This is a genomic window from Veronia pacifica (genome assembly GCF_001707825.1).
In the GTDB taxonomy this organism is placed as follows: Bacteria; Pseudomonadota; Gammaproteobacteria; order Enterobacterales; family Vibrionaceae; genus Veronia; species Veronia pacifica.
Genome location: NZ_LYBM01000014.1, coordinates 77,510 through 102,410, shown reverse-complemented (window position 1 = coordinate 102,410; position 24,901 = coordinate 77,510). Strand labels below are relative to the sequence as shown.

Genomic DNA, 24,901 nt, shown 5'->3' with positions numbered 1-24,901 from the left:
TTTTTTGTACAAATTAAATGTGCTCACCGGGCAAAGGCTACGCCCTATTTACGCTGCGTATTAACCTTACCGCCCGTTACCGGGTCAGCCTTACCCTCAAGCTTGGCTTTTTCCGCTCGTCGGCGTCGAATTTCTTTCGGGTCGGCCATAAGCGGGCGGTAAATCTCAATTCTGTCGCCATCGTGGACAGTGGCATCAAGTTTCACCGTGCGGCTGAATACGCCTACTTTGTTCTTTTTCAGATCAATCTCAGGGTAAGCCTCAAGAATGCCTGAATGGATAATAATATCTTCAACGTGCATGTCTGGCGTGACAGCAGATTTAAAAACGCGCTGCTCATCAGGCAGCGCATAAACAACTTCTATGTGAAGCAGTTTTTCATCATGGCTCATAAACATCTCTGGCGCGCTTCGTAAACGCCTTAACCATATTACCGGTCAATTCATTAAATACCGTGCCGAAAGCCATTTCTGCCAGCTTGTTAGTAAACTCAAAATCGAGGTTCAGCTCAATTTTACAAGCATCGACATCTAAAGAAGTAAAGTGCCAACCACCAACCAACTTTCTGAACGGTCCATCCACCAATTGCATGTCAATCCGTTGACCGTCTACCAGCGAGTTGCGAGTGGTAAAGGTCTTTCGAATGCCTGCTTTCGATACATCCACCGACGCCGTAATCGATGCGCCATCGGTCGCGAGCACACGCGAACCGGCACAACCGGGCAAAAACGACGGGTAGGCTTCAACATCATTTACAAGCTCAAACATTTGCTCTGCACTGAACGGTACCAAAGCGGAACGAGTGATTCTTGGCATAGTGTCTCCTTTAAAAGAATGACACGGATTATATCACCATACCCAGTTAACCTGAAAGATCAGGATTTCTGGACGACGTGCCGAAAACCAGACCAGTAAAGAATACGTGACACCTCAAAAACACAGAAAAAACGTGGTCTATCACTATATTTCTACTGTAGCAGTAGATAGAACCCGGCGCTAAACATGACGAATCACTTAGCTGTCCCCTGTTGATGAAAAAGGCATCAACATCAAAAGATGCCCCTTTGGTGGGCATCGACAAAATCAGAAATAAAACCGGGTGTTAGTTTGGGGATAATTAACAAAAAAGTGATAAAAGTATTTCACCGCCTTCCGCCAACTACGTATAATGCGGCCACTATGGCAAAGAAAAATTCAAAGAAAAAACCCGGCAGCAACACAATTGCGCAAAATAAGAAAGCTCGCCATGAATTCTTCGTCCAAGACGAAATAGAAGCAGGGCTTGAGCTTCAAGGCTGGGAAGTTAAAGCACTTCGTGCTGGCAAAGTCAGCATTGGCGATAGCTATGTCTCGTTTAACAACGGTGAAGCGTTTTTATACGGTGCTACTATCACTCCACTCAACGCAGCATCAACACATATTGTGGCAGACCCGACACGCAGCAGAAAGCTCCTGCTCAAACGTCGTGAGCTCGACAATATGATGGGTAAAGTTACCCGAGACGGATATACCGTGGTCGCCCTTTCTATGTACTGGAAACAGTCATGGGTTAAAATAAAAGTAGGTTTGGCTAAAGGTAAGAAAATGCACGACAAACGCGATTCAAATAAAGAACGCGATTGGCAGCGCGATAAGGCGCGCATTATGAAGCATAGTGCCAGATAAACATTGACGCAGCAGAGAGTTATGATAGTATCTGCCGTCTGATTCCGGGGCTGATTCAGGATTCGACAGGATCATGAAGGCTTGTGGAGCATGCCGAGGGGCGGTTGGCCTCGTTAAAAGCCGCAAAAAAATAGTCGCAAACGACGAAAACTTCGAATCGTACGCTCTAGCAGCGTAATAGTAGCTTAATACCCTACCGATTCTCTCTCGCCCTAGCCTCCGCCTGTAGGACTGGGAACAACGAGGGATCAAACCTAAACAGGATCGCGTGGAAGCTTTGACTCGAGAGCGGAAGCGTTAAACTCAATTCGGGTATGTCTTTGTGTGGCGTGTCTTTCCGCAGCCCACTGACGAGAATAAAGAAAGACTAAGCATGTAGCGCCATTAGTTAGACTGATTTTGGACGCGGGTTCAACTCCCGCCAGCTCCACCAAACGTTTGGAAAGCGCCAACTCGAAAGGGTTGGCGCTTTTTTTTGTTCGTGTGAACGAGAAGAAGCGGCACTGAGAGTGCCGCGATGTTTATCTACCAACGAAGCCTAAACCCACTCGTGACCGTGCCACACCCAACTTACCAAGCAAATTCAAAGCATATTCGTACCGCAGCTCCGCCACAACTCTAGCTGAGACCTGTTCGGGTTTTAATGCATTGTCCTTATCACAAGGCTTCACGTAGTGAAGATTGACCTCTAGTTTATCTACATCAAAGATACCCTGATTTTCAGCGTGATACTCTCTGCATTTAGGGTTGGCCTTCCCATCAAGGCCTACAGTGAAGCTCAAAATTTTAATATCATCAGAGCGGTCATTTGGCTGAATAAAAAGAAGGTTATTTTCAGTGGAGTATTCAATAATCTTTTCTAGTTGCTGAGACTCGTTTAGAACCTCAAGATCGGAGACTTTTAAACCCAAGCTTTTACACATACTTTCCCGAGTGCTATTCAATGCCTGTTTGGCATCATACATTTGCACAAGAGTCACTGGCATTAGACCATCACTTTGCTTCTTTTGACCAGGCACTAAATCGCAAGCTGGAGTTAAGCATAACCAGTAATTTGTGTTTATCTCTAGCACATGACCAGTCACCAAATGATGTGTAGCTACTTTGCGAGAACAGCTAAAGCAATTAGCATGCTTCACTTGTTCAATTTCATTTTCCCTCGTCGTTTTTTCTAAAAAATAATTCAACGGATCGGGGATAGCTTTTACTGCATTGACTAAATCAACAGTAAAACTGCCTAACTCTGGCTTAATTTCATATGCCAAGGACTCCCATAGCTTCGAAATTGTTGACCAAGCAGCCGTTTGCACAGCGTAACTATCGTGCTCCCTACCGAGTAGCTCCTTGAGCCATGATGCTTGTAAGAACTTTTTATGAAGTATGCTGCTCGAGGCTGAGATCCCTTTACTCTCCACTTCATTTCTCAGTTTACTCAAAATTAGTTTGTGTGGATGAGGTCGCCACATATCCATAGCAGCAACTATCTGAGAAGGTATCTCATTGACAGGAGTTTGCTTTTTACCGAGTACTGTAAGGAAAAGATCCTCTGTCTTAAGCCAATTCGCGCTTTGTCCCTCTCCCCAATCTAGGTAGCTGGCAGGAGAACTACTAAAAAATCCATCATACTTTTTAAGCTTTTGGTGACACAGCCATTTAACAAATAGTGCCTTATTTAATTTAATATCAGAAGGAAGCTCACCATATATGCTGTCGAGTTCGATAAAGAGCTCATGTTCAAATGTAGGCCTGGCTATATCATCGCCATAATCTTTAATTAGATGCAGTAAGTCCAATGTTGATATGGACTCAACGATCCTACTTCTTATGGAATCGTCTTCAAGCTCCCAGTCATCAATATGGTCATCAATTTTTTTCAATAATGGTTCATTAAGAATAGATACCTTGGGCCTTATCTGAAGTGATACGATTATATCGACAAGTACATCTTTTACAGACCCTTTGTCTCCCGAATAGCCCTTTGTATGTACGGCAACAATATTAAAATGCCTATTGGTGGACAGTCCTTTTATTATGTCAATTGACTTTTTACAATAACCATTATCTTCACCGTCAAGGTGATAATCGAGAATTAATAGATCACTATGGTGAAGTCTATTAGATACTATCTTCTCTTCAATTTTATCTTCTTGACCATTATAAACATCAAGAAGCCAATTAAACTCACTTGTTCTGCTAACCTTAACAATCTCTCGAAGTCTATCTATATCATCTGTTTTAAAGTCATCTTTAGTTTTAGTAATTAAATCATCTAAAGTTGGATATTCATCATCAATAACAGTTACTGTTCTAACCGGATCTATATATGCTTTTTTAAGGAAAGGCTTATAATCAAAATCAACCGACATTTTTTATCCCCTTAAAATTAATTACAAAGTTAGCCCCACTTAGAACTTTATTTTCTCTATTACACTCGTAATATATCTCATGACCGCCTACGGCTAGATTTTGGCGACAAAGATAGAGGCCAACACCACGACCTCCTCGTTGTTTCTTGGAAAAGAAATACTGAATAACTCGTCGACATCTTCAGGGTGAACACCTGGGCCATTATCGCTCACATAGACAAGGTTATCTTTAACATCAAGCGTTATTAACTTTTCACTCTCTTCTGTATCCTTTACCCAATATCTAGAGTTGTTAACCAGATTTATAAAAACAGGATAAATACGAGATGGCATTTCATATATTGATAAGTTTTTAAATGAGTCAGTCTGAGAGAACTTAATGTCAGCTTTCTCAAGGCGAGATTTGAAAAAACTATTTACATATGAATATATGTCGTCCCCTGTAAGCATAACTCTAACTTTCTCACCAGAGAGTTTAAGAGGGCTCAAAAATCGCCAAGAATCGCTTAAGGATTGGTGGGCCTGAACAACTTTTGAAAGGTCATTAGTTTGGTGATTATCTAGTGTTGATTCACCTAACGCTTTTAGACCCCTTTCCATCGTTAAATCAAAGCCTTCAATTTCATGGCCTATGATTTCTATTGAAATACCAAGTTGAGCTAGCGCATTAACCTGTTCAACTTGTTTCTTTAATTTTGTTGACTCATTAACGGTCTGAAGCGCTAAGCCCCCCAAATCGATTTGTTCATCCAACCCCTCCAATGCAGAGATATATGGTGACAATTGCTGATTTATCCTTAACTCATGCTCTTGATATTCTTCATCAATAATGACCAGAACTTTTTCTAATGTCGTTCTTTTAGCAGCCAAGTCATCTAGGTATACTGAAATTTTCTGATGGTACTCTTTATTAGCTAAATTTATTTTCTCTTCAAATTTCGCACTTTGTTTCTTAAGGAGATCCCTTCCTTCTGCTGATAATTTACGAATTTTCGCATGAAGAATACCCGCTTTACTCTGGAAGTCTTTTTCTGCTATATCGATATCTTCTTTAATTATAAGCTTGTCTAGTGCATTATTTATCGTTGCATTTATATCTTTAATTAATTCTATAGAGTCTGTTTCAACTTTTCTATAGTCCCGATAATCTTGCTCAACACTACCGAGCGTTCGAGGAACAGGCGATAGAGAATAACTTTTTACATTACCATCTATTTCATTGATCTTATGTTTTAAGCTTACCAACTCGTCTTGATTCAGGTTAACTTCACTATTCTTAAACTTATTGGTGATATCAATAAGTTCATTTTTTGATTCAAGCAATAATGGCATATCTTTAATTATTGATAACTTGACTCTTTTTAGCTCTTTTTTTAATAGCTTCTTCTTATCTGCTAACGCTTTTTCGGCTTCATGCCTCGCTTTATTTTCTGCTATTTTTTCAAATCTTATATCAGAACTACGACCAATGAACCTCTTTGCCACCTCGATAAGTATATTTTCAACAACCTCTCTAAATAATTTAGATGCTTTATTGTCAATAATACCTTCACGGCCCGCTTTATCTTTTAGATTTTGATTATTTTTCTTTGAAATATATACGCCACCAAAGCAAGCTCGGTTAGTAAAAACATACATACCAGCATTTTTTGACCTACGTTTCTCAATTTCAAAAAAATCGTTATCTTCACGTCCATATGGCATAACACGTAAGTGATCACGGTAAACCATACAGCCACCAAACACACTCTTGTTATCTTCAAACATCGCATGCTGGCTTTCTGATAATGAACTGCTTTTAAGAATAACCTCGTAAGTACCAAGGCGTATTTGGAAAGCGCCAAAATGGGTATCTTTACGAAATTTATATCTAGATTTTGGGGAAATAGTTATATTTTCATGCCAATCGCCAAATGCTTTCACTCTACCTCTAAACTGCCCCATCTCATCAATGTCACCTTCAATGATATGTTCAAGCTGATCAAATTTGTCGATATTGAAGTCATGAAGGCTATCTATGATAATTCGCTGCAGAGAACCATTCCATGCAACAACACTCGTTTTAAAGTCAGTAACAGAAGGCTCATCTTCTCTAAGAAAAGGATTCACAAAGCTTGCCAGCGTTTGGTTAAATCTCTCTTTCGCCCTTATGTCTGCTCCTTCAGCGTCTGAGCTTGAGTCTATAGATATATGTGACTTAAGGTCATCATGAATATCCGCGATAAACATAGCGGTCCCTTGGCTTGAATGGCCATTCCAAACACCCCATGTATCAAAGTGACGCTCAGTAAAACAAGCATTAATGACAGTATTTTCTATTGCCTGCTTAGTGGAATCTTTCTCTTCCGATAGCTCTTGTTCATGAAATAGCTGCCATGCAGATTCAATTCGCTGATCTCTCCCTTCATCTTCGCCGTCTCCCCAAATATTGCCCATAAGAGCATCGAACATATCCGGTAGCTGTGAAATGAGTTCATTACGAGTTTGAAATTCCACAAGAGGTAGTTTTATGTCTTGCAACATAACGAATGGGTTTTCAAATAAACGCCAATCTAGTAAGCAGGCAGAGAACTCACTATTTGTTTTTTTAGATACCAAGAGCATCAGCTTACCGAGTGCTGCACATGAAAGTCGACCAATCCCCTTTTGGCCTTGTTTCACTCTCTCTTGCTGGATGCCCCCCCTATCTTCAATAGGAGTTTCACTTATTGTTGCTTTCGACTCAGTGCCGACAGTTAACCACTTTTGGCGAATATCTTGCAGTGACATACCATGCCCATCATCTACAAGAGTCGCAACTGGTATTTCACCATCGAAAATATGCAGTGATACATTTCGGGCGTACGCATCAAAGGCATTTTTCCATAATTCAGAAATTGCAGTAGGACAGTCTGCGATTTGCTCACGACCTAGGTGGTCAATTGTGCGCGCTCTGGTTTGAAAAACAGCTGAGGAGACCATTTTTGATTGCTCTTTTTTTATATTGACTGGAGATGATAGTAAGTTTACTTGTCTAGATAAACTTACTATTGCGGATATTTATACCAAATTGCGAGACGCACCTTGGGGGATAGAGTATAAGCTCTCTAATTTAGCAGGAATTTCTTGATAGAAACCAACAGGCTTTTACCTAAGTGGGGAGGGACAGCATTACCAATTTGTCTTGCTTGTTCGGTAGAACTTCCATTGAAAGAATACCAGTCCGGAAATGTTTGCAGCCTTGCTGCATGGCGAAGTGTAATACCGTGGTTTTCCCATGGGTGAACGAAGCGCCCCTTTGACGGGTTATTGCAGCCTGTTGTTATCGTATTACTTGGGAGGTGAATCATTATTCGGCCGTACACATCTTTATGACCCTTGTAGCCATTTGAGTGACAAGCTAGACGGTGTTTTTCACCTGCATCCTCTCTGCTTCCGTTTAGAGGCGTATCTTCAAAGCGCTCTGCCATTTCCTTGCTTGGTGTCATATGGAAATTACAGCTATCGTTTTTCCTGACTTTCCTGCCCTTCTCAAGATTTTTGAGCAATTTGAATGCCTCTTCTTTTGAGAGCTTTGTTTTTCGAGAAAAGTACTCGTCCCAATACGTTTGATAATGGTAGGCAGGTACAGGTTCAAAAACGCATGAAGCAGTTCGCCAGAATGGAAGCTTGCCCGAATTGGGCGAAAAATGTGTTGGCTTAGGTGGAAAAGTTAAGTCTTCGCGATCTAGTTCCTTTCTTACACCTAAGATAAATACACGCTTTCGGTTTTGAGGTACGCCATAATCTTTTGCATTTAGTACATTGCAAAATTTGATGGAATACCCCGCCTCATCGGCATGGTCAAGAAACTTCTCTAGGTATTCTTCGTGCCTTTTCCACATTAAGCCAGCGACATTCTCAACCAAAAATGCTTTTGGTTTAAACTCTTCCACAAATTTGAAGTAACGAAGAAGTAGCTGGTTTCTAGGGTCGTCCACCCCTGCGTTGTTGATCCGGTGAGTGGAAAAACCTTGGCATGGTGGACCGCCAAGAATAAGGTCTAAATCGCCTTCATTCAAAGAGAGGCTATCACGCAGTTCACCTGGATCAACTTCGTTGATGTCTCCGTTAACAGGCCCACCGCGCAGATCAATATTGAGTTTATGTCGTCTGCCGCGAATAAAGTTCTTCTCGTATGTGCGAGCTGCAGCCGAATCAAACTCGATAGCTGCGAGTACATCAACACCTGCATCTAAAGCAGATAGTGTAAAACCACCAGCACCCGCGAAAAGATCTATTGCCTTGAACGTCATACTTCCTACTCAAAAAAACAAAAGCCGGCTAATTCTACAGAGCCGCTAACAAAAATCCATGATCATTACTTATTTGGACGTATTTTCGGGCCTTTACTGATAAAACACACTCTCTGACCAATAAAGCAAACTGTAATGCTTAAAAAACTTGGAAGATAAAGCTACTATGCGCAAGTCTTAATGTCTGAAAATGTAGTAATGGCTGTATATAACACTTCTTCTGATTCTGCGAACACTGCTGTTCGTGCTCTCCTCACCAAAGTAGGTGAGTTTTACCTCGGTTCATCCTTTAACACTGCTAGCGGTAACGGAAAAAAACTTTGGCTTAAAATCAAAGAACAGGATTTTGCCTCGCGATGCGCATACTGCGAAGAGGCTTCGCAAACCCTACAAATCGAGCATTTATTCATGTTCAATCGCACTGAGTTTGGTTTGCATCATCCCGGTAACGTTGTGCCGTGTTGCAAAAGCTGTAATAAGCGGGCAAGGAACCTTGATAAAACCTTTTGTAACTGGGAACAGCACCTTAAAGAGGTTTGTGACAAACACGGACAAAAAGACCAGTATGAAGACCGTCGCCAGCGTATTTTGAACCATATTGAGCAGTATAAGTACCCGAAACTCAACGAGTCTGAGAAGCACGCCATACGAGTGATTGCAAATAGCCTTTATGAAAATATAAAGATTGAGTCAGAAAAGTCGCTTGAACTCTATAAAGAACTTGATCAGGCCTTCATTAAAAAACCGATGTGACTCATAGTCTGTAGACCCTCCTCCTAATGCATACGATATTAATCACGTTCTTGTTAGTTAAGAGGCAAGTATGTTCGTAGATTATATCGAGCACTCTGAGTTGGAATTCACTTACAGAGGCCGAAGCATAGTTATCGAGGATAACCCTGATCAACAAACGGGTGGCTATGAGGTCTCGATTTCTATTGGCGATAGCATTCTTCAAACCCTTCTCTGCTTTGATGTGCCATCAGCTCACGCGGAAGCTAAAGAATGGATTGACCGACTAATTGCTGGCTAACTTAGCCTATCCACATGCTACTCGCACCGTTTAGACAATTCAGCCCTGACAAAAGGCGCAAAATATAGAATTGTTTTTGGGAGGGTTACTGTTGGCGGATGTTGAAGCTATCCCTGCGTCTCGCAGTAAAAACATGCGTGCAATAAAGCCACGCGATACCAAACCGGAATTGATCGTGCGGCAGACCCTTCATGCCAGGGGCTTTCGTTTTCGACTCTGTCCGCCTAACCTTCCGGGTAAACCGGATATCTGGCTCCCCAAATACAACGCTGTCATTTTTGTTAATGGCTGCTTTTGGCATCTGCACCAATGCCACCTGTCTCACATACCCAAAACCCGGTGTGAGTTCTGGTTCAACAAGCTGACAAGCAACGCTGATAGGGATAAACGAAATATTCGAAAGCTGCTCGCCAGCCATATCCGGGTTCTGGTTATCTGGGAGTACGCGCTAAAAGGTAAGCACAGCTTGGCGGACACGAGCCTTATGGTGTTGATATGTACTTGGCTAAATACAGCGGCAAGCTTTGCCGCTATCGACAGTGACGGGCTCACCATCAAAGATACAATAGTATAAACGCACATTCGCCTTACGAAATCGCCCACTCCAACCATCTGTGCAGTGGGGTTTGCAGTGCGCTGACGTTGTCGGCGTGCTGGGCGCGCTGCGCCTCATCAACCACGGCGATCAGTCTGTCAAACTGGGGTTTTGCGTTGCGTATCTTTTCCAGTAGCTTTTCTTCGTCGTCGTTCAGGGTATGAGGTTGGTCAGAGAGCATGGCAGCGACGGATGACTCTTTAATTTTCAGTCGCGCCAAGCCGCGTTTGATGTATGAGCGCCACTCATCGGGGTAGCTTTCAGCCAGCCTTTCGGGAAACAGGTACAGGTCCATGATGTCCTGTTCTATATCACAGCCATACTCGTTTGCGTCGAGTGCCAAGCGAAGCAATAGCAGGCTTCGAAACGATAAAGACGATAATACCGCCATAGTCATCCTTGAATAAATAATGTCCAGAGCTGTTCATTATGCTTGTGTGGCAGAACGCGATCACTGCATATCATCACTCATGCACCCAACCGACACGTGTCTTAAGTTTGTCGTGCCCATTTTCTTCACACCAGCATTAATAAGATAGCGAATTCACTGCTTAGTTTTCAGAATAAATTGAGACGGGTTAACCCTGTGTAGATTAAGTTGATGGCTTTCAACGTCGCGTATTTTCAGGCCGGATGCGTATAATATTGACGTTGTTATTCTTATGTGTGCTCACATCTATGGCTCAGCCTAATAAAAAAGGCCCGACGAAGACGGTCGATATCTTCTGTAAAAAGTGTAATCAGCAACTCTATAAGTATCGCAAAGGCGGAAAAGGTGCCTTGGTGAAGTGTTTTAAGGAGCGGATTAGCGAAGATTTTACCCGTACTCCCTGCACCTGTCCGAACTGCGAGGCGGTTTTTGCCAGAGATACGCTGATAAGGGGTGCGCCAGCCTTCAAAATGATTGGTGGCAAGGTGTGGTTTAAATAGGCCAATTGAGATTGCTGGGGCTTCGTCACTCTTTATCAACCGCTCAACGCGTTTCTTCTCTACCCCAATGTCTCGCGCAAGATCTGTTATCGAGTGATAGCGTTAATTGCGTGTCAGCAACATTGAGGTGGACTAAAAACGAGTCTTTTTACTTTGATATACCAAAGTGACGCACGATGCGTTGGGCTGTTTGCTGAGGTGAGAGATTAGTATTATCAATTTTTAAATGATTGGAAAAGATGAAGTCATTTTCTGTATTCATTTGATGCTTTTGGTCAAAATCCAGTAAATTCGCTTCAGATTTCTCAAGATCATTTTTTGACTTTTTCTCGGCTAAACGAAGTTCAGTTTTGTTTCGAAGCAGTCTCGTGTCTTGATCAGCGGTTAGCTCAACGAACTTAACATCGTTAATACTGACGCCGATGGCAGAGCAGTAATTTTCTATCGACTCTCGGTCCCTATCCCGATCCAATGCCCAGACAAACGTATATATGAGACCTGGTAAATTACTGTCCTTAATCGCCGAAAATAGTTTCTCTCTGATTTCGCGCACCAAAGGCCAGAACTCGGGATCGTCAAACTCAAAAAAGTTGTGTACCAGCTCAAGCGTCATATGGTTGTGCATGAGTCGGTAACCTGTTGATTCGGCAAGTGCCATGCCTACTGTCATTTTGCCCACTGCCGGAGGACCAAAAATTACAACGACGTCCATCAAGGTTCCTTTAACTGCGCTAAAAAAAGAGGTTCAGTAAAGCGTGAATTTGAAATTGACTCAAAACTTGTAACCAGAAAGTGCGACCAGAGGCGGATAAGCACGCTTTCTATTTTCGAACACACTCGGCGAATAGGTTTACAAACTGACCCGTCACAGCCTGAATAAGTAGTATGTGATAAGAGGAAGTAGACTGGCGCTTTTCAGCGCCAATCATCAGTAATTAAAGGTATTCGCAAAGGTAAACAACAGGCTCGGTGGCTTCGATATCAGAAATACATAAACGCGGTGAGTTTAGTATTCAGCTCTTCTTGATACCAATGCTGATAGGTCAGCTTGGTTCTTAATGCCCATTGGCGGTTTAGCGACCAGTTCCAGCTTGCTGATACATCGGCATGCTGCTCGGCGTCACTGTTGAACAGTTTGAGATACTGTCCTTGAATACCCACCCTGTGATTGTCGCTGGCCTGATAAATCAAGCCTGCCTCGACACCCGCACCGGATGTGAACTCCTGCCCTGTTAACTCGCCACCGTTGACCTCTGCACTGATCAGTGAGTAAAGATGGAAGGTGTCTGGTGTTCCCCACGATCTACCCATGCCACCCTGTGCAAACCAGCGGCCAGCCATCTTGTCTTTGCCGGGCTGTCTGTCAAAGCCTGAACGGATATTCCAGCTCAGGCTGTCCAGCGTTCGGGTACTTGGCGCAAGTGCCATAACATCCAACAGGTACAGTCTGTCGAGTCGGGTAGTATTCTGATCGTCAATGCTGATTTGAGTATCGAAAAAGCTGATCTGTGCGCCGGGTACAAACCCTTTCTGCGAGTCCAGCAAATCATGATACGAGTCACGCCATTCCATTGAGCCGCGGGGGCCAAATTTATCGCCAACGTTCATTGCCAACCCTATTCGATTGGCAGGATGCCCCTGTTCTGGAGATGCAGCCGGGCGTGGTGGCTCGGTAAATGGGGAGTCCATTTTTAGCCGACTTCTTTCATACAATAATGTTGTCAGAATGGCGGCAGTACCGTCGCGCTCAAGCGCATCATCATATAACTCAAAATTCAGCCACTCGTAAGCAAATTCCAAAATCTTTATCCGTTGCTCAACGCTGTATTTCTCTGGCTGTGGCATGTTGCCTTTTTTTGCCTGAACAGCGGCAGCAAATAAGTGGTCATCCATCTGTTCTGATAGGTGGAGTAGACGAGTTCCGAACGAGTCGCGGTAGCGAGTCTCCTTCAGCAGGCCTTGTTGAGCCAATTTGGCAACCGTATCAGACGGAATCGCCTTAAGGTGAAAACCATCGGTCAGGTGTAGGTCTTCACGAGCGAGCTCCAGCAGGGCCAGTAACTGATACGAGCAGTTTTCATCCCGGAAGAAGTAGTCAAAGTCGGCCCTTTGCATTTCCCAGAGGTGTAGCAGGATCCGATTTACCTCTTCTTCTGTCAGACTGAGTTTGTACTCCCAGATATCCCTTGATTCTATATCGTTGTATTCGCGTACTTTTCGATAATACGGCATGACGGTGAATCGGCCGGGATATTGTCCAAACAGCCCTTTTATGGCAAACAGTGCCGGGTTGTCTTGGCTGTCTGGCTCAGCAGCAAAATTAATGGCAAAGGCCATCAGTTCTTTATTTCTGTTCTGGTTTTTGGTGTCTACTCGTAACAGGGTATGCCCGAACATGGATGAGGGGTTGTTCATAAAGGCGGTCGGGAAAACCAGCGTCATGCCCTCTGGATTCAATACACTGTGCCAGTTTTCCATCTCTGGACAATTAAGCTCGGCTTGGCGGCCAAATTGCTGCTCTAGCCATGTATAACGTGCGGGATACGCACAGCGGGCTGCGTTTGCCTTTTCAGGATCATCACTGTAAAAGGCGTCATAAGTCGCAACCAACTCGGAATAAGGGTCGACTTTACCGTCTTTAGAATAAAAAAACGTCGGTTTATCTACTGTGCTTTCGATACGGCCGAGTGGCTTGGGTAAATAATGCCCTAACTTATACCAGTATGCGTGTGTTGAGAGCTCGGCAAGTTTCTCTTTCTCTGAGGCAAAAGACAGGGTGGGAAATAAAAATAGGCATCCCAGTAATAGAGCCGTTATTTCAAGTCGTAATTTCATTATATACCGCATAAAAAAGTGCCCACAATTGGGCACTTAATTTATATAAGATTGGCGCTTATTAGATGGTGTATACAGACAGAGCTTCGTCTGCAGATACCAGTGTATTCAGGTTAGCGAAAACGTCTTGTGAATTAACGTTTTCAGAGCTGAAAATGGTTTTGAAGTTTGCTTGCGCCAGCTCATTAAATGCCGCTTTGTCCTGATCTTCAATACCCCATACTTCAGACAGGTTTGCCAGAGTTTCGCCTTCGCCACGAGACATGTCGCGAGCAAGGTTGTCCATGTTACCGTCGATGAACAGAGACAGTTTTTCAGCAGAAGTGATCGTTGAAGTACCGTCACAGCCCAGAGTGCCAAAAGTGATACCAAAAGTCTGGTTACCGGAAGTGCCGTTAGTGGTCGCACCCAAGATCTTGAATGCTTTGCCTGATTTACCGTCAAAGATCATGGTACCCAGACCACAACCGATATCAGAATCAGCCATTGCAACGTGAGAAAGAGGAAGAGTTGCTGCCATTACAGCTGCTGCCAGAATTTTTTTCATTTTATATTCCTTGTGTTTATTCCATCTATTGAATAAACAAATATTTTTAGTAAAACCCAACTAAAACAAGTTTTCACTTGCTGTTATTGAGTATTTTTTATTCAGGGGACAGTGCTGATAAATAATCATTATTAGCCACTGCTGCCAACTGAGCGGCCCCGAATTTTTAGACACTGCGAGTATAGAAACAGAATCAGGCGGCATTATTACCAAAAATATTGCCAACAGCAAACCAACGATAAACCACCCATTAAAAGCTGGCTGTTTTTTCGACAGAATAAAAATAAATGATAGGTGTTTATTACTATTTATTAACGTAAAAACAAATTAAAAATACTAAAGCTGAGTAAAAATAACTCATTTTTTCAAGAAAAATATAAAATAATCGGTTGGAAATTAATTAATCTACTTACTTTTTGTGCAAGCCTATTTTTTTGCGAGGAATATCGATATTTAAATAGTAATAAATTTAAGAAATCAAAATCGAGGATAATTTCGCTGTATGGGGAATAAAAAACCCCGCAGTAGCGGGGCTGATTATTTATTTGAAAGCCGTGTTTATTCAAACGCCATCGCCATACCTTCACCCGGCAGGTGGTAGAGGCCTTTACGGTAGGCAAGATTCGCCCACAGTGAGTGTGCTCTCGCGGTTTCAGCTTCTTCTTTGCTCAACGCTCTTGGGGTTAACTTGCCAGTGACACGGTTAAAGAGGTACCCCTGTGGCGGCCTTTCTGGCTGCATCACCACCACACCATCTTTGGTCATATAACCGAAGTTTTTATCAAACTGCATCAGCGCACGTTGTCGCTCTGGCGGTACCTCACCGCTAAGGTCGTTGCCCACTGTCGGGATATCAGCACTGATCCCGGCAAGGGAGAGCATAGTCGGTACCACGTCCATGCTACTGGCGAGACGGTCATCCTGTCTTGGCTGTATACCGCCACCCAAAACCAGTGATGGGATGTGGAAGCTTTTCACCGGCAGCATTTCTGGCTCATAAACACGTGCGTCATGGTCGGCGATCACCCAGAAAATCGTGTCTTTCCAGTATTCAGACTTTCGGGCTTTTTTGAAAAACTCTCCCATCGTCCAATCTGTGTAGCGTACTGCGTTATCTCGGGTTGGCGCGGTTTCTTTTATACGCCCTTCAGGGTACTCAAACGGCGAGTGGTTTGAGGTCGTAAACACCAGCGAGAAGAACGGCTGTCCTTGCTTGTGTAGCTTGGTGAACTGTTTGTCAGCTTCGTTATATAGGTCTTCATCAGATGCACCCCACGAACCAACAAATTTCGGGTCGGTGAAGGTCGGCAGATCAACAATCTCTTGGAAACCATTGCCAAGGAAGAAGCTGCGCATATTGTCAAAGTGTGCTTCACCACCGTAGATGAACTGGGTGTGGTAGTTATGTTTAGCAAGCAGTTCAGCGATAGAGAAGAAACCGGTCTGGCTATTGCTCAGTTTTACCACTGCGCGTGACGGTGACGGTGAAAACCCGGTGGTGACCGCTTCAATACCGCGCACAGAGCGGGTTCCAGTCGCGTAAAAGTTGGTCATGTTCCAACCTTCGGTCATCAGTTTATCCAGATTCGGCGTCAGATCTTTACCGCCCAGCGTTTTAACAAAACGGGCACCGAGACTTTCCTGAAGCAAAATTACGACGTTGCGCGGCTTCCCCTGATAACGTGCTGTATGCGCTGACAGCGTAGGGACAGACGCATTGAGCATCTCCCCTTTCATGCCCGAGCTTTCTCGGACACGACGAATAATTTCTTCCTCTGACATTTTGCCGTAGTACTTACTGGCATCAATTTCAGATGACATGTTTTTAGCCGCAAACAGCATGGAATAAGGCGAGTTCAGCACCAGGTCGTTTACCAACGGGTCAGGGGCAAACGCTACCATCGCCGGGTTAATCGCACGGTGACCCAGTGTTGAGCGAGCGGCCATAAACATGATCAACAGAACGGCAAAACCCGCCACAGGCTTAAAGTACCAGCGAGGATAAGTGAGGTCTTCGGTGACTCTCCGGCTAAGCTTCCACCCACCGACAATTGAAATAATGCTGCCGACAAAGCCGATGAATAGCTCAAGCTTGTAGCCAGTCCACAGCATGCTGAAGACTTCTTTCGGGTAGATGAGATATTCGATAAACAGGCGATTAGGACGCAGGTTGTATTCAGCAATGAAAGATGGCGTTGCCAGCTCCATATACACCACAAACCATAGACCGAGTGTCATCCACACTCTTGCAATCAGCCACCAGCCTTTGTTAATCACACCTTTTGAAGGAACAAAACAGGAGATAAAGGCAGGCAGAATAAACAACCAGCTGAGAGACGTAAGGTCAATGCGAAGGCCGCTAAGTAGGATAGGTAACCAACCATGGTGTTCGCTGACACGATCAGCCTGCCAGATGGAAAGCCCAAGGCGAGAGATGGTAAACACTGCCAAACACAGGCCAATAAACACAGCAAACGGATAGACAGGCCCTAGGTACTTTTTAAATGTACGGGTTTTGCTTTCTCGCATTGAAGCTACCTTTTCTTAGCTTAAAAAACTCAAACAGCGCCGCAAAATACCATCAAGAAAAGATAATCTCATCACAAAAATTACACAATAAACACACAGAAAGCCTAATTTGTGAACGGATTTACTCTGACTGCTTAGGTAAAAAACAGATAAAACAGTAGTTTAAGAATGGCTGTTTTTCCAACGGCTCTGCAGCGATCTTTGAAAGAACAAATAGCAGTGTCATACTGGCTGGATAGCCGACTTATCAGAAATGGAGGCATTTTGGCAAAAAAATATTACGTGGTTTGGCGAGGACATTCACCGGGAGTTTATGACAACTGGCCAGATTGCCAGAAACAGGTGCATGGCTTTCAAGGAGCAAAATATAAGTCTTTCCCGACGATTGAAGAAGCTCAACAGGCTTACAAGGGGTCGCGACAGTCGCCACATCCACGGACAAAAAAGGAGCGGTGAAAAAGACGACGACAAAAAAAGCGGGCTCTCTGACGCAGTCGCAGGTACTGGCACTGGATGCCAATATCAAAATTTTCACCGATGGAGCTTGTGACCCTAACCCCGGTGAAGCAGGTTCGGGACTGGCGCTTTATCAGGACAATGAGCTGACAGAGCTTTGGTATGGCCTCTACGCTTCCGAAGGCACAAATAATCTTGCTGAACTGAATGCGCTTCACCAAGCCTTGTTGATGGCTGAAACCTATCTGAATAATGATCTTAAGGTCACTATTCTGTGTGATTCTGTCTATGCCATTAACTGTATTACTCAGTGGGCACAGGGCTGGGAGAAGAAAGGCTGGAAAAAGTCTGGCGGTGAAATTAAAAACCTGTCCCTGATTCAAACCATGTACCGTCAATATCTGTTGCTCAAAGACCGCCTGACCATCTCACATGTTAACGGGCATGTTGGCATTGAAGGCAATGAAATGGCGGACCGGATGTCGATACTGGCGATAGATGAAAGAGAGCCTGACTTTTGTCGTTATACCGGGGCACTCGATGTTCCGGGCATACTGGCAATGCGGGCGGGCTGATATCCCCGCCCAATCAGTGTTTTCAACCTCGAACTCTGGCCTTTTATCTTCGCCTTCAAACCCGCTTTGAGACCACAACATAACGTTGTGGTCCATTCACTGTGGCACTGTTAAACGGATAACAGGTAACCAGTGTCAGAATATCCTCATTGTTATCAGTCACCCATTCGGTATCCATCTCATTGACCACTTCAGTTAACGACACCCGATAAAATATCCGTTCCCCAATGGTATTCTCTAAGGCGATTAATTGCCCCGGTTTCAGAGATTCTAGGCCTTTAAAGTGCGTATCGTTGTGACCATACACAACGACATTGCCGTGTTCTCCGGGCTGGGCAGTATATTGTTGTAAGGTCGGGCCAAACGCCAGGTTCCGGCCACTCACGCCGGCCAGCACATAGAGAGGAGATTGGTCAGGCAAGGTCAGGGTTGCTGTCGGGTATGTGTCCGCCCAAGGCCAAGGTGGGATCTTGTCTCCTGTCTGTTTTTGCAGTAACCACACATCCTCAATCAGGTACTGCGCCAGTGTAGCCTTGGCCTTGATCCAGACGGCCTGACTACCGATAAGTAATGATGCCAGTATCAATCCAGCGGCAAGGCTGGTTCGGGTGCATTGCCACCAGCGTTTGTCATCGTAATAGTTAAGGTAACAAAATAGATTCGGGCTCATATTGCTCTCCCCTCTATTGCTGCCGACAGGCCGTTTCCCATTACGGGAACTTGGTCAACAAAGTCTGTGGTTCCTCCAACATCGTCGGTGTTTCCCTGTATGACCTTACATTCACCAAACGCTCTTACCCGCAGGCGGAGCAGGATCAAACCCGCCATCATTAACAAGCCTGATAAAACAATGAGCATGTCACTACCCTTGCCAGTACCCGCCATTCTTGGACCGGTTGGTAACGCCATGGTCATCCCCGCAGGACGGTGAATTGCGATACCCTTTTCTACTGCCGATGCGTCAACAGGCCTGACAGGCGTTTTGTCGACCGCGACCAGACTGGTGTGGGCAGTCACGATGTGATGGGTCAAACCTAATTGAGTGATCATCGTTTTTTTATCTTCTGCGCTGATCTCAGGGTTCAAATTGATACTTTTAATTTGGTTTCTTGCCCACAACACGTCGATACCTGTTGCCTGTGCCTGTTGCGCTATATCACCGAGCGGCACACTGTGATGCCAAGGTGTGTCGGCAAGCTTTCCGTTGACCAGCACTTCGTTAGCTCCTTTGGGGATCCTGAAAGCCACCAGCAGAGGCTCCTGCAAGTAAAGATCAGGTATAGGTTTAGGCCAGAAATCCAGTTTTCCCTTGTCTGTCGCCAGTGAAATATCACGCATGGATGGCGTTGAGAGGCGATCAAACAGTATGCGCATCTTTTTATCGACCTTGTCGGTGTTACCGATATAGCTGTAGGTCCCCTTCCCTGCCACAGCAGCCCGCTCCATAAAATAGCGGTTGGGGGACGCGCCGATACCAACGGTAAAGAGTCGCCAGTCACCCAACATTTGCTGAATTTCCTGAAACAACTCACTTTCATTCCCCACGCTGCCGTCGGTGATAAAGACAACCTGACCCAGTTGTCCTTCACCCGGAGGCTGATCTAATGCCCGGTGCAGGGCGGGTAACATGTCTGTCCCGCCGTTGGCCTCAAGGCCTGCGATAAAGGTTGAAACATCACGTAGATTTTTTTCAGTGGCGAGCAGGGGGCTGTCGGAATAACGAGAGGTTTTATCGTTGAAAATGATCAGATTGAAGGTGTCATCGGCGGATAGCTTTCTTAATCCGTACCACAGTGCCGCTTTGGCCTGCCGGATTGACTCACCTTCCATCGAACCGGACACATCGAGCACAAACATGACGTCTTTTCTCATCGACGACGTCACGATACTCCCCGCCTTATTAATGGCCTGCGGTGGCATAGTCATCAACAACCCATAGCTGTTCCCATCCTGCGCATCGGGTTGGACAAAAAGGGCTGCCTGTGGCGCAGCAGACGCTCTGGGTCGCCAGTTGAGAATAAAATCCCGATCTGAGATATCAGGATGACCGAGCGTGATGGCGTAGCGCCCTTCACCCTGTTTGTCGGTTTTGATCGTAAAGGTTGGGCTTAAGATCGATGACAGCGGAAGCCCCGCATCCAGTTCAACGGTGATCTCAAAAGGGAGTTCGGAATCTGTCGGATTGCGGTAATAGGGGGTGATCTCTTTGGCATCAGGCACCCGGGTGTTATTTTTCGCCCAGCCACGATTCAGCTCAGGCATCTGGGTTACCAGCCCGGACAACGCACTGCGTTCAGCAGGAAAACTCACCGCAGGGGAAGACTGTTCGTTATTCTGCACATCCGAGGTAAGCGAATCATCAATTGCCGGTTCAGGTTCGCGGTTACCAAGACCGGGTATATAGCGGGGAGCAACAACAGTAGGAAACATCAATGAAAATTCACCGTCGCGGTAACTGACCGTTTCCTGATATTCAATCTCGATCTTGACAGTTTCTCCGGGGCCAATATTCGCCACTTCTGTCGAAAAGATATTCGGCCTGTGCTGTTCGATCAGGCTGGCTTTCTTTCCCTCAGTTTTGGCTTTTTCATATTGCTTGCGAGCGGCTACTTTAGGACTGATCTCACCCTCTACGATCCGATCGCCAATGATCATTTTCAGTCGATCAACGGCCGCAGTGTCTGGCAAAGGGAAAACATATCGGCCATGGATCCACGTATTACTCGGATTAGTAAAGGTCTGCACCACACTGGCCCGGTTGATAAGTCCTGACGTTTTCATTGTGACTTTGGTGGACAGCAAAGGTACGGCGTGACGTGTGCCATTGAGCTGATAGTGAAGGCCAACGTCGTCACTGTCAGGCGCGGCACTGACCGATGCAGTCAGTATTGTACTCGCGACTATGAGTAAGCCACATCGCCAGTACTGGTTAAAACGCCGGATAATTTGTCGACGCTGGGTGAAAGATGGATGAAAAAAGCCGTTCATATGCAGTGTCCCCGGTTATTGAATTGCCATAACGGCATTACAACAAGCAACCTAGGCGTTAGAAGGGCCAGATAATGGTTAATTAAGGCCAAATATGGCCGAAATATGGCAACTGAAAACCATCAATAGTGCTGTCGCTAAAGAAGGTGATATTCTTGAAAGCAGCATCAGTGAAATACCGCCATTTTGTTACTCAGGCGGATTAAAAGGGAGATCAGCATGTTGGAGTCTTATGAGGTTGTGTTCCGCCTCTCGGCCTTTATCGGTATCTTCGTGATCATGGCCATTGCTGAACGACTGGCACCCAAACGTGCACTCAGAGTCTCATGGGTCAAACGCTGGCTTAATAATCTTGGTCTTTTGGTCGTGGATACCATCACGGTTCGTTTGCTGTTTCCGGTCGCTGCAGCCGGTTTTGCCGTTTACTGTCAGCAACAGGGCTGGGGACTGTTGAACATCTTTGCTGTGCCTTACTGGCTGGCTGTCCTGATCAGTGTGATTGTGATGGATTTCATTATCTGGGGTCAGCACTTAATGTTTCATCGTATCCCCGTGCTGTGGCGACTGCATGCAGTTCACCATGCTGACCGGGACCTGGATGTGTCATCAGGCGGTCGGTTCCACCCCATTGAGATTATCCTGTCAATGCTGATTAAGTTTGTGGCAATTGCCTGTCTGGGCGCTCCCGCAGCAGCAGTGATTTTGTTTGAAATCATCCTCAACGGCACATCTATGTTTAATCACAGCAATGTTGCCCTGCCCAACTGGCTTGATCGCATCGTACGGAGGCTAATCGTCACGCCGGACATGCATCGCATTCACCACTCGGTACGCCCAGAGGAAACCAACAGCAATTACGGCTTTAACTTTTCTTTCTGGGATAAGCTGTTTGGCACGTATAATTCCGAGCCAAAGGACGGCCATGACAAGATGGATATTGGCCTGAGTCAGTTTCAGACCGAAAACCAGACGGTATGGATCACAGGCCTGCTGGCATTGCCTTTCAGAAATCAGAAACCTTCTGACCAACAAGAAAAAACAACAACAAACGACAAGTAATAACAGGACGTACCATGACAACCCGAGTGATAGTAGCCTCTCTCAACCCGGCAAAAATTTCTGCCGTTGAAACCGCATTCAAAGAAGTCTTTCCCGACAAAGAAATGATGTTTGAAGGTATATCAGTGCCGAGCGAAGTTGCTGACCAACCTATGACTAACGAAGAAACCAAACTGGGTGCGGAAAACCGGGTGAAAAACGCTCGTAGTCAATGTGAAGGCGATTATTTTGTTGGCCTTGAGGCTGGCATTGATGGTCACTTTACATTTGCATGGATGGTCATTGAGTCTGGCAGCCAGCGGGGAGAGTCCCGCTCCGCAAGTCTTCCTCTGCCAGAACAGGCAATGACTGGTATACATCAGGGCAAGGAGCTGGGCGATGTGATGGATGAAATGTTCAGCCAGACCAATGTGAAGCAAAAAGGCGGAGCGATTGCCATGTTGACTGACGGTAAGCTAACCCGCAGTTCTGTTTACCACCAGGCACTGATTCTGGCACTGATACCTTTTATCAATCCTTCCTTATTTGCTTCTGAACTGGCCAACTGATTCAACCGCTGAACAGTGGGCGTTTCATTATTTTCAGCTAAAAGCATAAAAAAAGGGCCATCAGGCCCTTTTTAACATCGTCTAATCCACTACTTTTTCAGTAGGTCAACCAACCAGGCTTTGGTTTCGTCATCTACCCGCTTGAGCTCATTCGAGCCCCGGGTAATGGTTGCAATGCCCACCCCCAGCATTTGACTGACCTGACGCTGACTCATTTCTCCCCGCAGTAACTCGTGGAAAATATTTACCCGGGCCACCAGCGTGTCCCTCTCGTCTTGCGTAAGCAGCATATTCAGCAGCTCCGATTCTTTGTCCTGTTCGGCAGCTCGCTGAATTAATGCCACGACTTCTGGCCAGTTTGTATATTTCGGGGTATTGGACATGGCAACCTCATGTTCTTACTTCTATTACTCGCCAGTATATACACAAATTAGCTGTGCAAAAAAATTAGTAACGCATGTTGCGCTCGTGTGGCTGAAGAAAAAGCTGTGGTTTACCAAGCAGCTCACGATAATACATCTCAAATACCAGCACATTTTGCACGTAACCACGCGTTTCTTTGAAAGGTATGGTTTCTATAAACGCGACAGCATCCAAATTGCCGTTAGAGTCATTCAGCCAGCGTTTTACCCGTGACGGCCCAGCATTATAAGCTGCCAGCGCCAGTACCCGATTATCGTCGTATTTATCCAGTAACTCGCGCAGGTAACCACTGCCTATGCGAATGTTGGTCACGGGATCTGTCAAACTGCTTTTACCCCGATAGCGGATACCCAGCTTTTTCGAGGTCGCCCTTGCCGTTGCGGGCATCAATTGCATCAGCCCACGTGCGCCGACAGGGGACACAGCCTGACTGTAAAAAGCACTTTCCTGTCGGCACAATGCCAGCAAAGTAGTAAGGGGGAGCTGGCGCTTTTTGCTGAACATATCAAACCAGCCACGATGGGCGATGGGAAAGCGGTGCTGAATCAGGTTCCACAGTTTTCCTCGTATCGTCGCCTGTACCGCCAAATGATGCCACTTTTTATCCGAGGCATAGACGGCGAGTTGTTCTATTTGCTCGCGGCTGGAGCGGCGGAGCAAAAATTCCCACTCCCGCTTGGCGGCAACCACTTTATCAAGGGCCAAGAGTTCACGAACCCGTTCAAGCGGTTTTTTGAAAACCTCCAGACTCTGAGGTTCTGCAATTGGATTGGCGAACGGCAGATAAGGAGATTGTCCCAGTTGAACGGCTGCGGCAATGCTGTAAAAATTGCGCTCTCCCGTCATATCTTCAAAACGCTGGTTAGCAGAAAAGTGATGCCCTCGATCACGCGCCACTCTTGCCTGCCAATATCGCCATTTCAGTTTGTTTGCCTCTTCCTCTGGTAACTGATCAATCCAGCGACCGGCAGCATTCATACTGCTTCTGGTTAAGGCGAGTCGAAAGCGGCGATCGATCAAGGCGACGTTAGATGAGTTTTGGATGATGTTATCACGCCACACCATCAAGGCCGCGTCTGTGGTAGACATTAAACGTCCGGCAATGAATTCGGCCGTTTCCTGACGTTTGTCGTCAGCAATTTTTTGCCCTTTCATCGCACCATTGAACTGTCTTACCGCCTCTTTGACATTGGCGCGGGCAAGCTTTTTCACTGCAGACATCACAAGCTCACCATTAAAAGCAGTAACTTTGCTCGCTCTAGAAAAATGTTCAACGTTATCCGGACGACCATATAACCTGATCGCAGCGGCAGCACTGGCTTTACCAGACTGAGAGGGCTGCTTTGCCAGATACTTCATCAGACGCAGATTGCGACTATCGAAGGCCAACAGCAGGCGCTCAAGGATCAAAGCGTCTGTCATTTCACCGCTTCGTTTTAGATACAAAAACAAGGGGTCGCAAGCCTTTTTCACTGATTTTCCTTTCAAGAACAGCGATTTTGCACCTTCAATGGCTTCATCTCTTGCGCCCCGCTGCGCTTTGGCCCGGTAGTAATAGCATTGTAATTGTTCGGAATTTGGTGGTTCAGGCTGGTAAGCGAGGAAGGTCGACCAATCTTTGCGAATGCCGAGCAGACCGAGATAACGCGACCTTAACGTAGTTGTGAATGGCATGTCCGCATATCGTTCTTCAAAACGCTTTACCCGGGTCAATGTGGCTGACGGCAGCTCACGCATAAATTCCCGGTAGGCCAGATAAGGATAAAGCGGATAATCTTTCAATCCATATTTAAGTCTCTTGAAGTCTCGATACCTTTTTTTGTCGTCAGCTGTTATGGCTGCACGATAGTCCGAACGCTGTTCCAGGAGTGAGGCGGCTGACAGATTTGTCGACATTACCAGACACAAGACGAGGGTAAAAAAAACCGATACGATTAGCTGAGAAAATGCATTTTTATCCATTAAAAACCGCAATTTATATACATCCTTTATCATCATTTTGGTTACCCCTACTCAGCTAACACTTAATAGCTTAATCACCATCTGAGAGATTTGCTGTTAAATTTATTTTTTTAATG

General features: G+C 45.3%; 21 protein-coding genes, 1 other RNA gene and 1 pseudogene. 9 read left to right on the top strand and 14 right to left on the bottom strand.

Features of this window, described 5'->3' with window-relative positions:
* Window positions 1-44: 44 nt before the first annotated feature.
* Window positions 45-392 carry an RnfH family protein gene (locus tag A8L45_RS09700; protein ID WP_068901692.1) on the bottom strand — a complete coding sequence of 116 codons (348 nt, stop codon included), beginning with the start codon at window positions 390-392 and terminating at the stop codon, window positions 45-47.
* Entirely contained in the window at window positions 382-816 is a 435-nt protein-coding gene (locus A8L45_RS09695; protein ID WP_068901668.1) for an SRPBCC family protein, read from the bottom strand. Before A8L45_RS09695 ends, A8L45_RS09700 begins: the two co-directional genes overlap by 11 nt.
* A gap of 363 nt (window positions 817-1,179) precedes the next feature.
* On the opposite strand from A8L45_RS09695, the gene smpB reads away from it, so the two are divergent.
* Both smpB and ssrA read left to right on the top strand, forming a co-directional pair.
* A complete protein-coding gene (gene smpB, locus A8L45_RS09690; protein WP_068901690.1) occupies window positions 1,180-1,665 on the top strand; it encodes an SsrA-binding protein SmpB in 486 nt (161 codons plus the stop codon).
* A 46-nt stretch (window positions 1,666-1,711) separates the two neighbouring features.
* Window positions 1,712-2,098: a transfer-messenger RNA gene (gene ssrA / locus A8L45_RS09685) on the top strand.
* An 88-nt stretch (window positions 2,099-2,186) separates the two neighbouring features.
* On the opposite strand, the gene A8L45_RS09680 is transcribed toward ssrA, so the two are convergent.
* The 3 genes from A8L45_RS09680 to A8L45_RS09670 form a co-directional block, all read right to left on the bottom strand.
* Window positions 2,187-4,031 carry a response regulator receiver domain gene (locus A8L45_RS09680; protein ID WP_068901667.1) on the bottom strand — a complete coding sequence of 615 codons (1,845 nt, stop codon included), beginning with the start codon at window positions 4,029-4,031 and terminating at the stop codon, window positions 2,187-2,189.
* 93 nt (window positions 4,032-4,124) lie between these two features.
* Entirely contained in the window at window positions 4,125-6,992 is a 2,868-nt protein-coding gene (locus tag A8L45_RS09675; protein ID WP_217492151.1) for an ATP-binding protein, read from the bottom strand.
* A gap of 125 nt (window positions 6,993-7,117) precedes the next feature.
* Complete coding sequence (locus A8L45_RS09670) at window positions 7,118-8,305, bottom strand: DNA cytosine methyltransferase (protein ID WP_068901666.1); 1,188 nt, start codon at window positions 8,303-8,305, stop codon at window positions 7,118-7,120.
* Between the two features lie 180 nt (window positions 8,306-8,485).
* Between A8L45_RS09670 and A8L45_RS09665 the strand changes: the two genes are divergently transcribed.
* The 3 genes from A8L45_RS09665 (at window position 8,486) to A8L45_RS09655 (ending at window position 9,912) form a co-directional block, all read left to right on the top strand.
* Window positions 8,486-9,058, top strand: coding sequence for an HNH endonuclease (locus A8L45_RS09665; protein WP_217492150.1), 573 nt, complete (start codon window positions 8,486-8,488; stop codon window positions 9,056-9,058).
* A gap of 70 nt (window positions 9,059-9,128) precedes the next feature.
* Entirely contained in the window at window positions 9,129-9,338 is a 210-nt protein-coding gene (locus A8L45_RS09660; protein WP_068901665.1) for a hypothetical protein, read from the top strand.
* Between the two features lie 91 nt (window positions 9,339-9,429).
* The gene (locus A8L45_RS09655) at window positions 9,430-9,912 is read left to right on the top strand and encodes a very short patch repair endonuclease (RefSeq protein ID WP_083228284.1); all 483 of its coding nucleotides are present in this window, start codon (window positions 9,430-9,432) and stop codon (window positions 9,910-9,912) included.
* 13 nt (window positions 9,913-9,925) lie between these two features.
* Here the strand turns inward: A8L45_RS09655 and A8L45_RS09650 are convergent, their stop codons facing one another.
* A complete protein-coding gene (locus A8L45_RS09650; RefSeq protein ID WP_068901664.1) occupies window positions 9,926-10,324 on the bottom strand; it encodes a hypothetical protein in 399 nt (132 codons plus the stop codon).
* A gap of 287 nt (window positions 10,325-10,611) precedes the next feature.
* Here A8L45_RS09650 and A8L45_RS09645 point away from each other — a divergent pair, with 287 nt between their 5' ends.
* Window positions 10,612-10,863 carry a hypothetical protein gene (locus A8L45_RS09645; RefSeq protein WP_068901663.1) on the top strand — a complete coding sequence of 84 codons (252 nt, stop codon included), beginning with the start codon at window positions 10,612-10,614 and terminating at the stop codon, window positions 10,861-10,863.
* 148 nt (window positions 10,864-11,011) lie between these two features.
* Here A8L45_RS09645 and A8L45_RS09640 read toward each other — a convergent pair whose 3' ends face one another.
* From A8L45_RS09640 to A8L45_RS09625, 4 genes are all read right to left on the bottom strand, one after another.
* Window positions 11,012-11,575, bottom strand: coding sequence for a DEAD/DEAH box helicase family protein (locus A8L45_RS09640; RefSeq protein WP_068901662.1), 564 nt, complete (start codon window positions 11,573-11,575; stop codon window positions 11,012-11,014).
* A gap of 269 nt (window positions 11,576-11,844) precedes the next feature.
* Window positions 11,845-13,698 (bottom strand): Lnb N-terminal periplasmic domain-containing protein, encoded by a 1,854-nt coding sequence (locus A8L45_RS09635; RefSeq protein WP_068901660.1) that lies wholly within the window; start codon window positions 13,696-13,698, stop codon window positions 11,845-11,847.
* A gap of 61 nt (window positions 13,699-13,759) precedes the next feature.
* Window positions 13,760-14,245, bottom strand: a complete 486-nt coding sequence (locus A8L45_RS09630) for a DUF3015 family protein (RefSeq protein ID WP_068901658.1) — start codon at window positions 14,243-14,245, stop codon at window positions 13,760-13,762.
* A 558-nt stretch (window positions 14,246-14,803) separates the two neighbouring features.
* Window positions 14,804-16,774, bottom strand: coding sequence for an LTA synthase family protein (locus A8L45_RS09625; protein WP_068901656.1), 1,971 nt, complete (start codon window positions 16,772-16,774; stop codon window positions 14,804-14,806).
* 264 nt (window positions 16,775-17,038) lie between these two features.
* Between A8L45_RS09625 and A8L45_RS09620 the strand changes: the two are divergent.
* Window positions 17,039-17,805: pseudogene (locus tag A8L45_RS09620) on the top strand (ribonuclease H1 domain-containing protein).
* Window positions 17,806-17,860: 55 nt separating this feature from the next.
* Here A8L45_RS09620 and A8L45_RS09615 read toward each other — a convergent pair.
* Together A8L45_RS09615 and A8L45_RS09610 are read right to left on the bottom strand one after the other, a co-directional pair.
* The gene (locus A8L45_RS09615; protein WP_083228283.1) at window positions 17,861-18,475 is read right to left on the bottom strand and encodes a class GN sortase; all 615 of its coding nucleotides are present in this window, start codon (window positions 18,473-18,475) and stop codon (window positions 17,861-17,863) included.
* Entirely contained in the window at window positions 18,472-20,793 is a 2,322-nt protein-coding gene (locus tag A8L45_RS09610) for a marine proteobacterial sortase target protein (RefSeq protein WP_068901653.1), read from the bottom strand. The genes A8L45_RS09615 and A8L45_RS09610 overlap by 4 nt, the downstream gene beginning before the upstream one ends.
* 219 nt (window positions 20,794-21,012) lie before the next feature.
* Here A8L45_RS09610 and A8L45_RS09605 point away from each other — a divergent pair, with 219 nt between their 5' ends.
* A complete protein-coding gene (locus tag A8L45_RS09605; protein ID WP_068901651.1) occupies window positions 21,013-21,852 on the top strand; it encodes a sterol desaturase family protein in 840 nt (279 codons plus the stop codon).
* Between the two features lie 14 nt (window positions 21,853-21,866).
* Complete coding sequence (gene yjjX / locus A8L45_RS09600) at window positions 21,867-22,400, top strand: inosine/xanthosine triphosphatase (RefSeq protein ID WP_068901649.1); 534 nt, start codon at window positions 21,867-21,869, stop codon at window positions 22,398-22,400.
* Window positions 22,401-22,489: 89 nt separating this feature from the next.
* Here yjjX and trpR read toward each other — a convergent pair whose 3' ends face one another.
* Window positions 22,490-22,783, bottom strand: coding sequence for a trp operon repressor (gene trpR / locus A8L45_RS09595; protein WP_068901646.1), 294 nt, complete (start codon window positions 22,781-22,783; stop codon window positions 22,490-22,492).
* Between the two features lie 64 nt (window positions 22,784-22,847).
* Entirely contained in the window at window positions 22,848-24,785 is a 1,938-nt protein-coding gene (gene sltY, locus A8L45_RS09590; RefSeq protein ID WP_245680694.1) for a murein transglycosylase, read from the bottom strand.
* Window positions 24,786-24,901 lie beyond the last annotated feature (116 nt).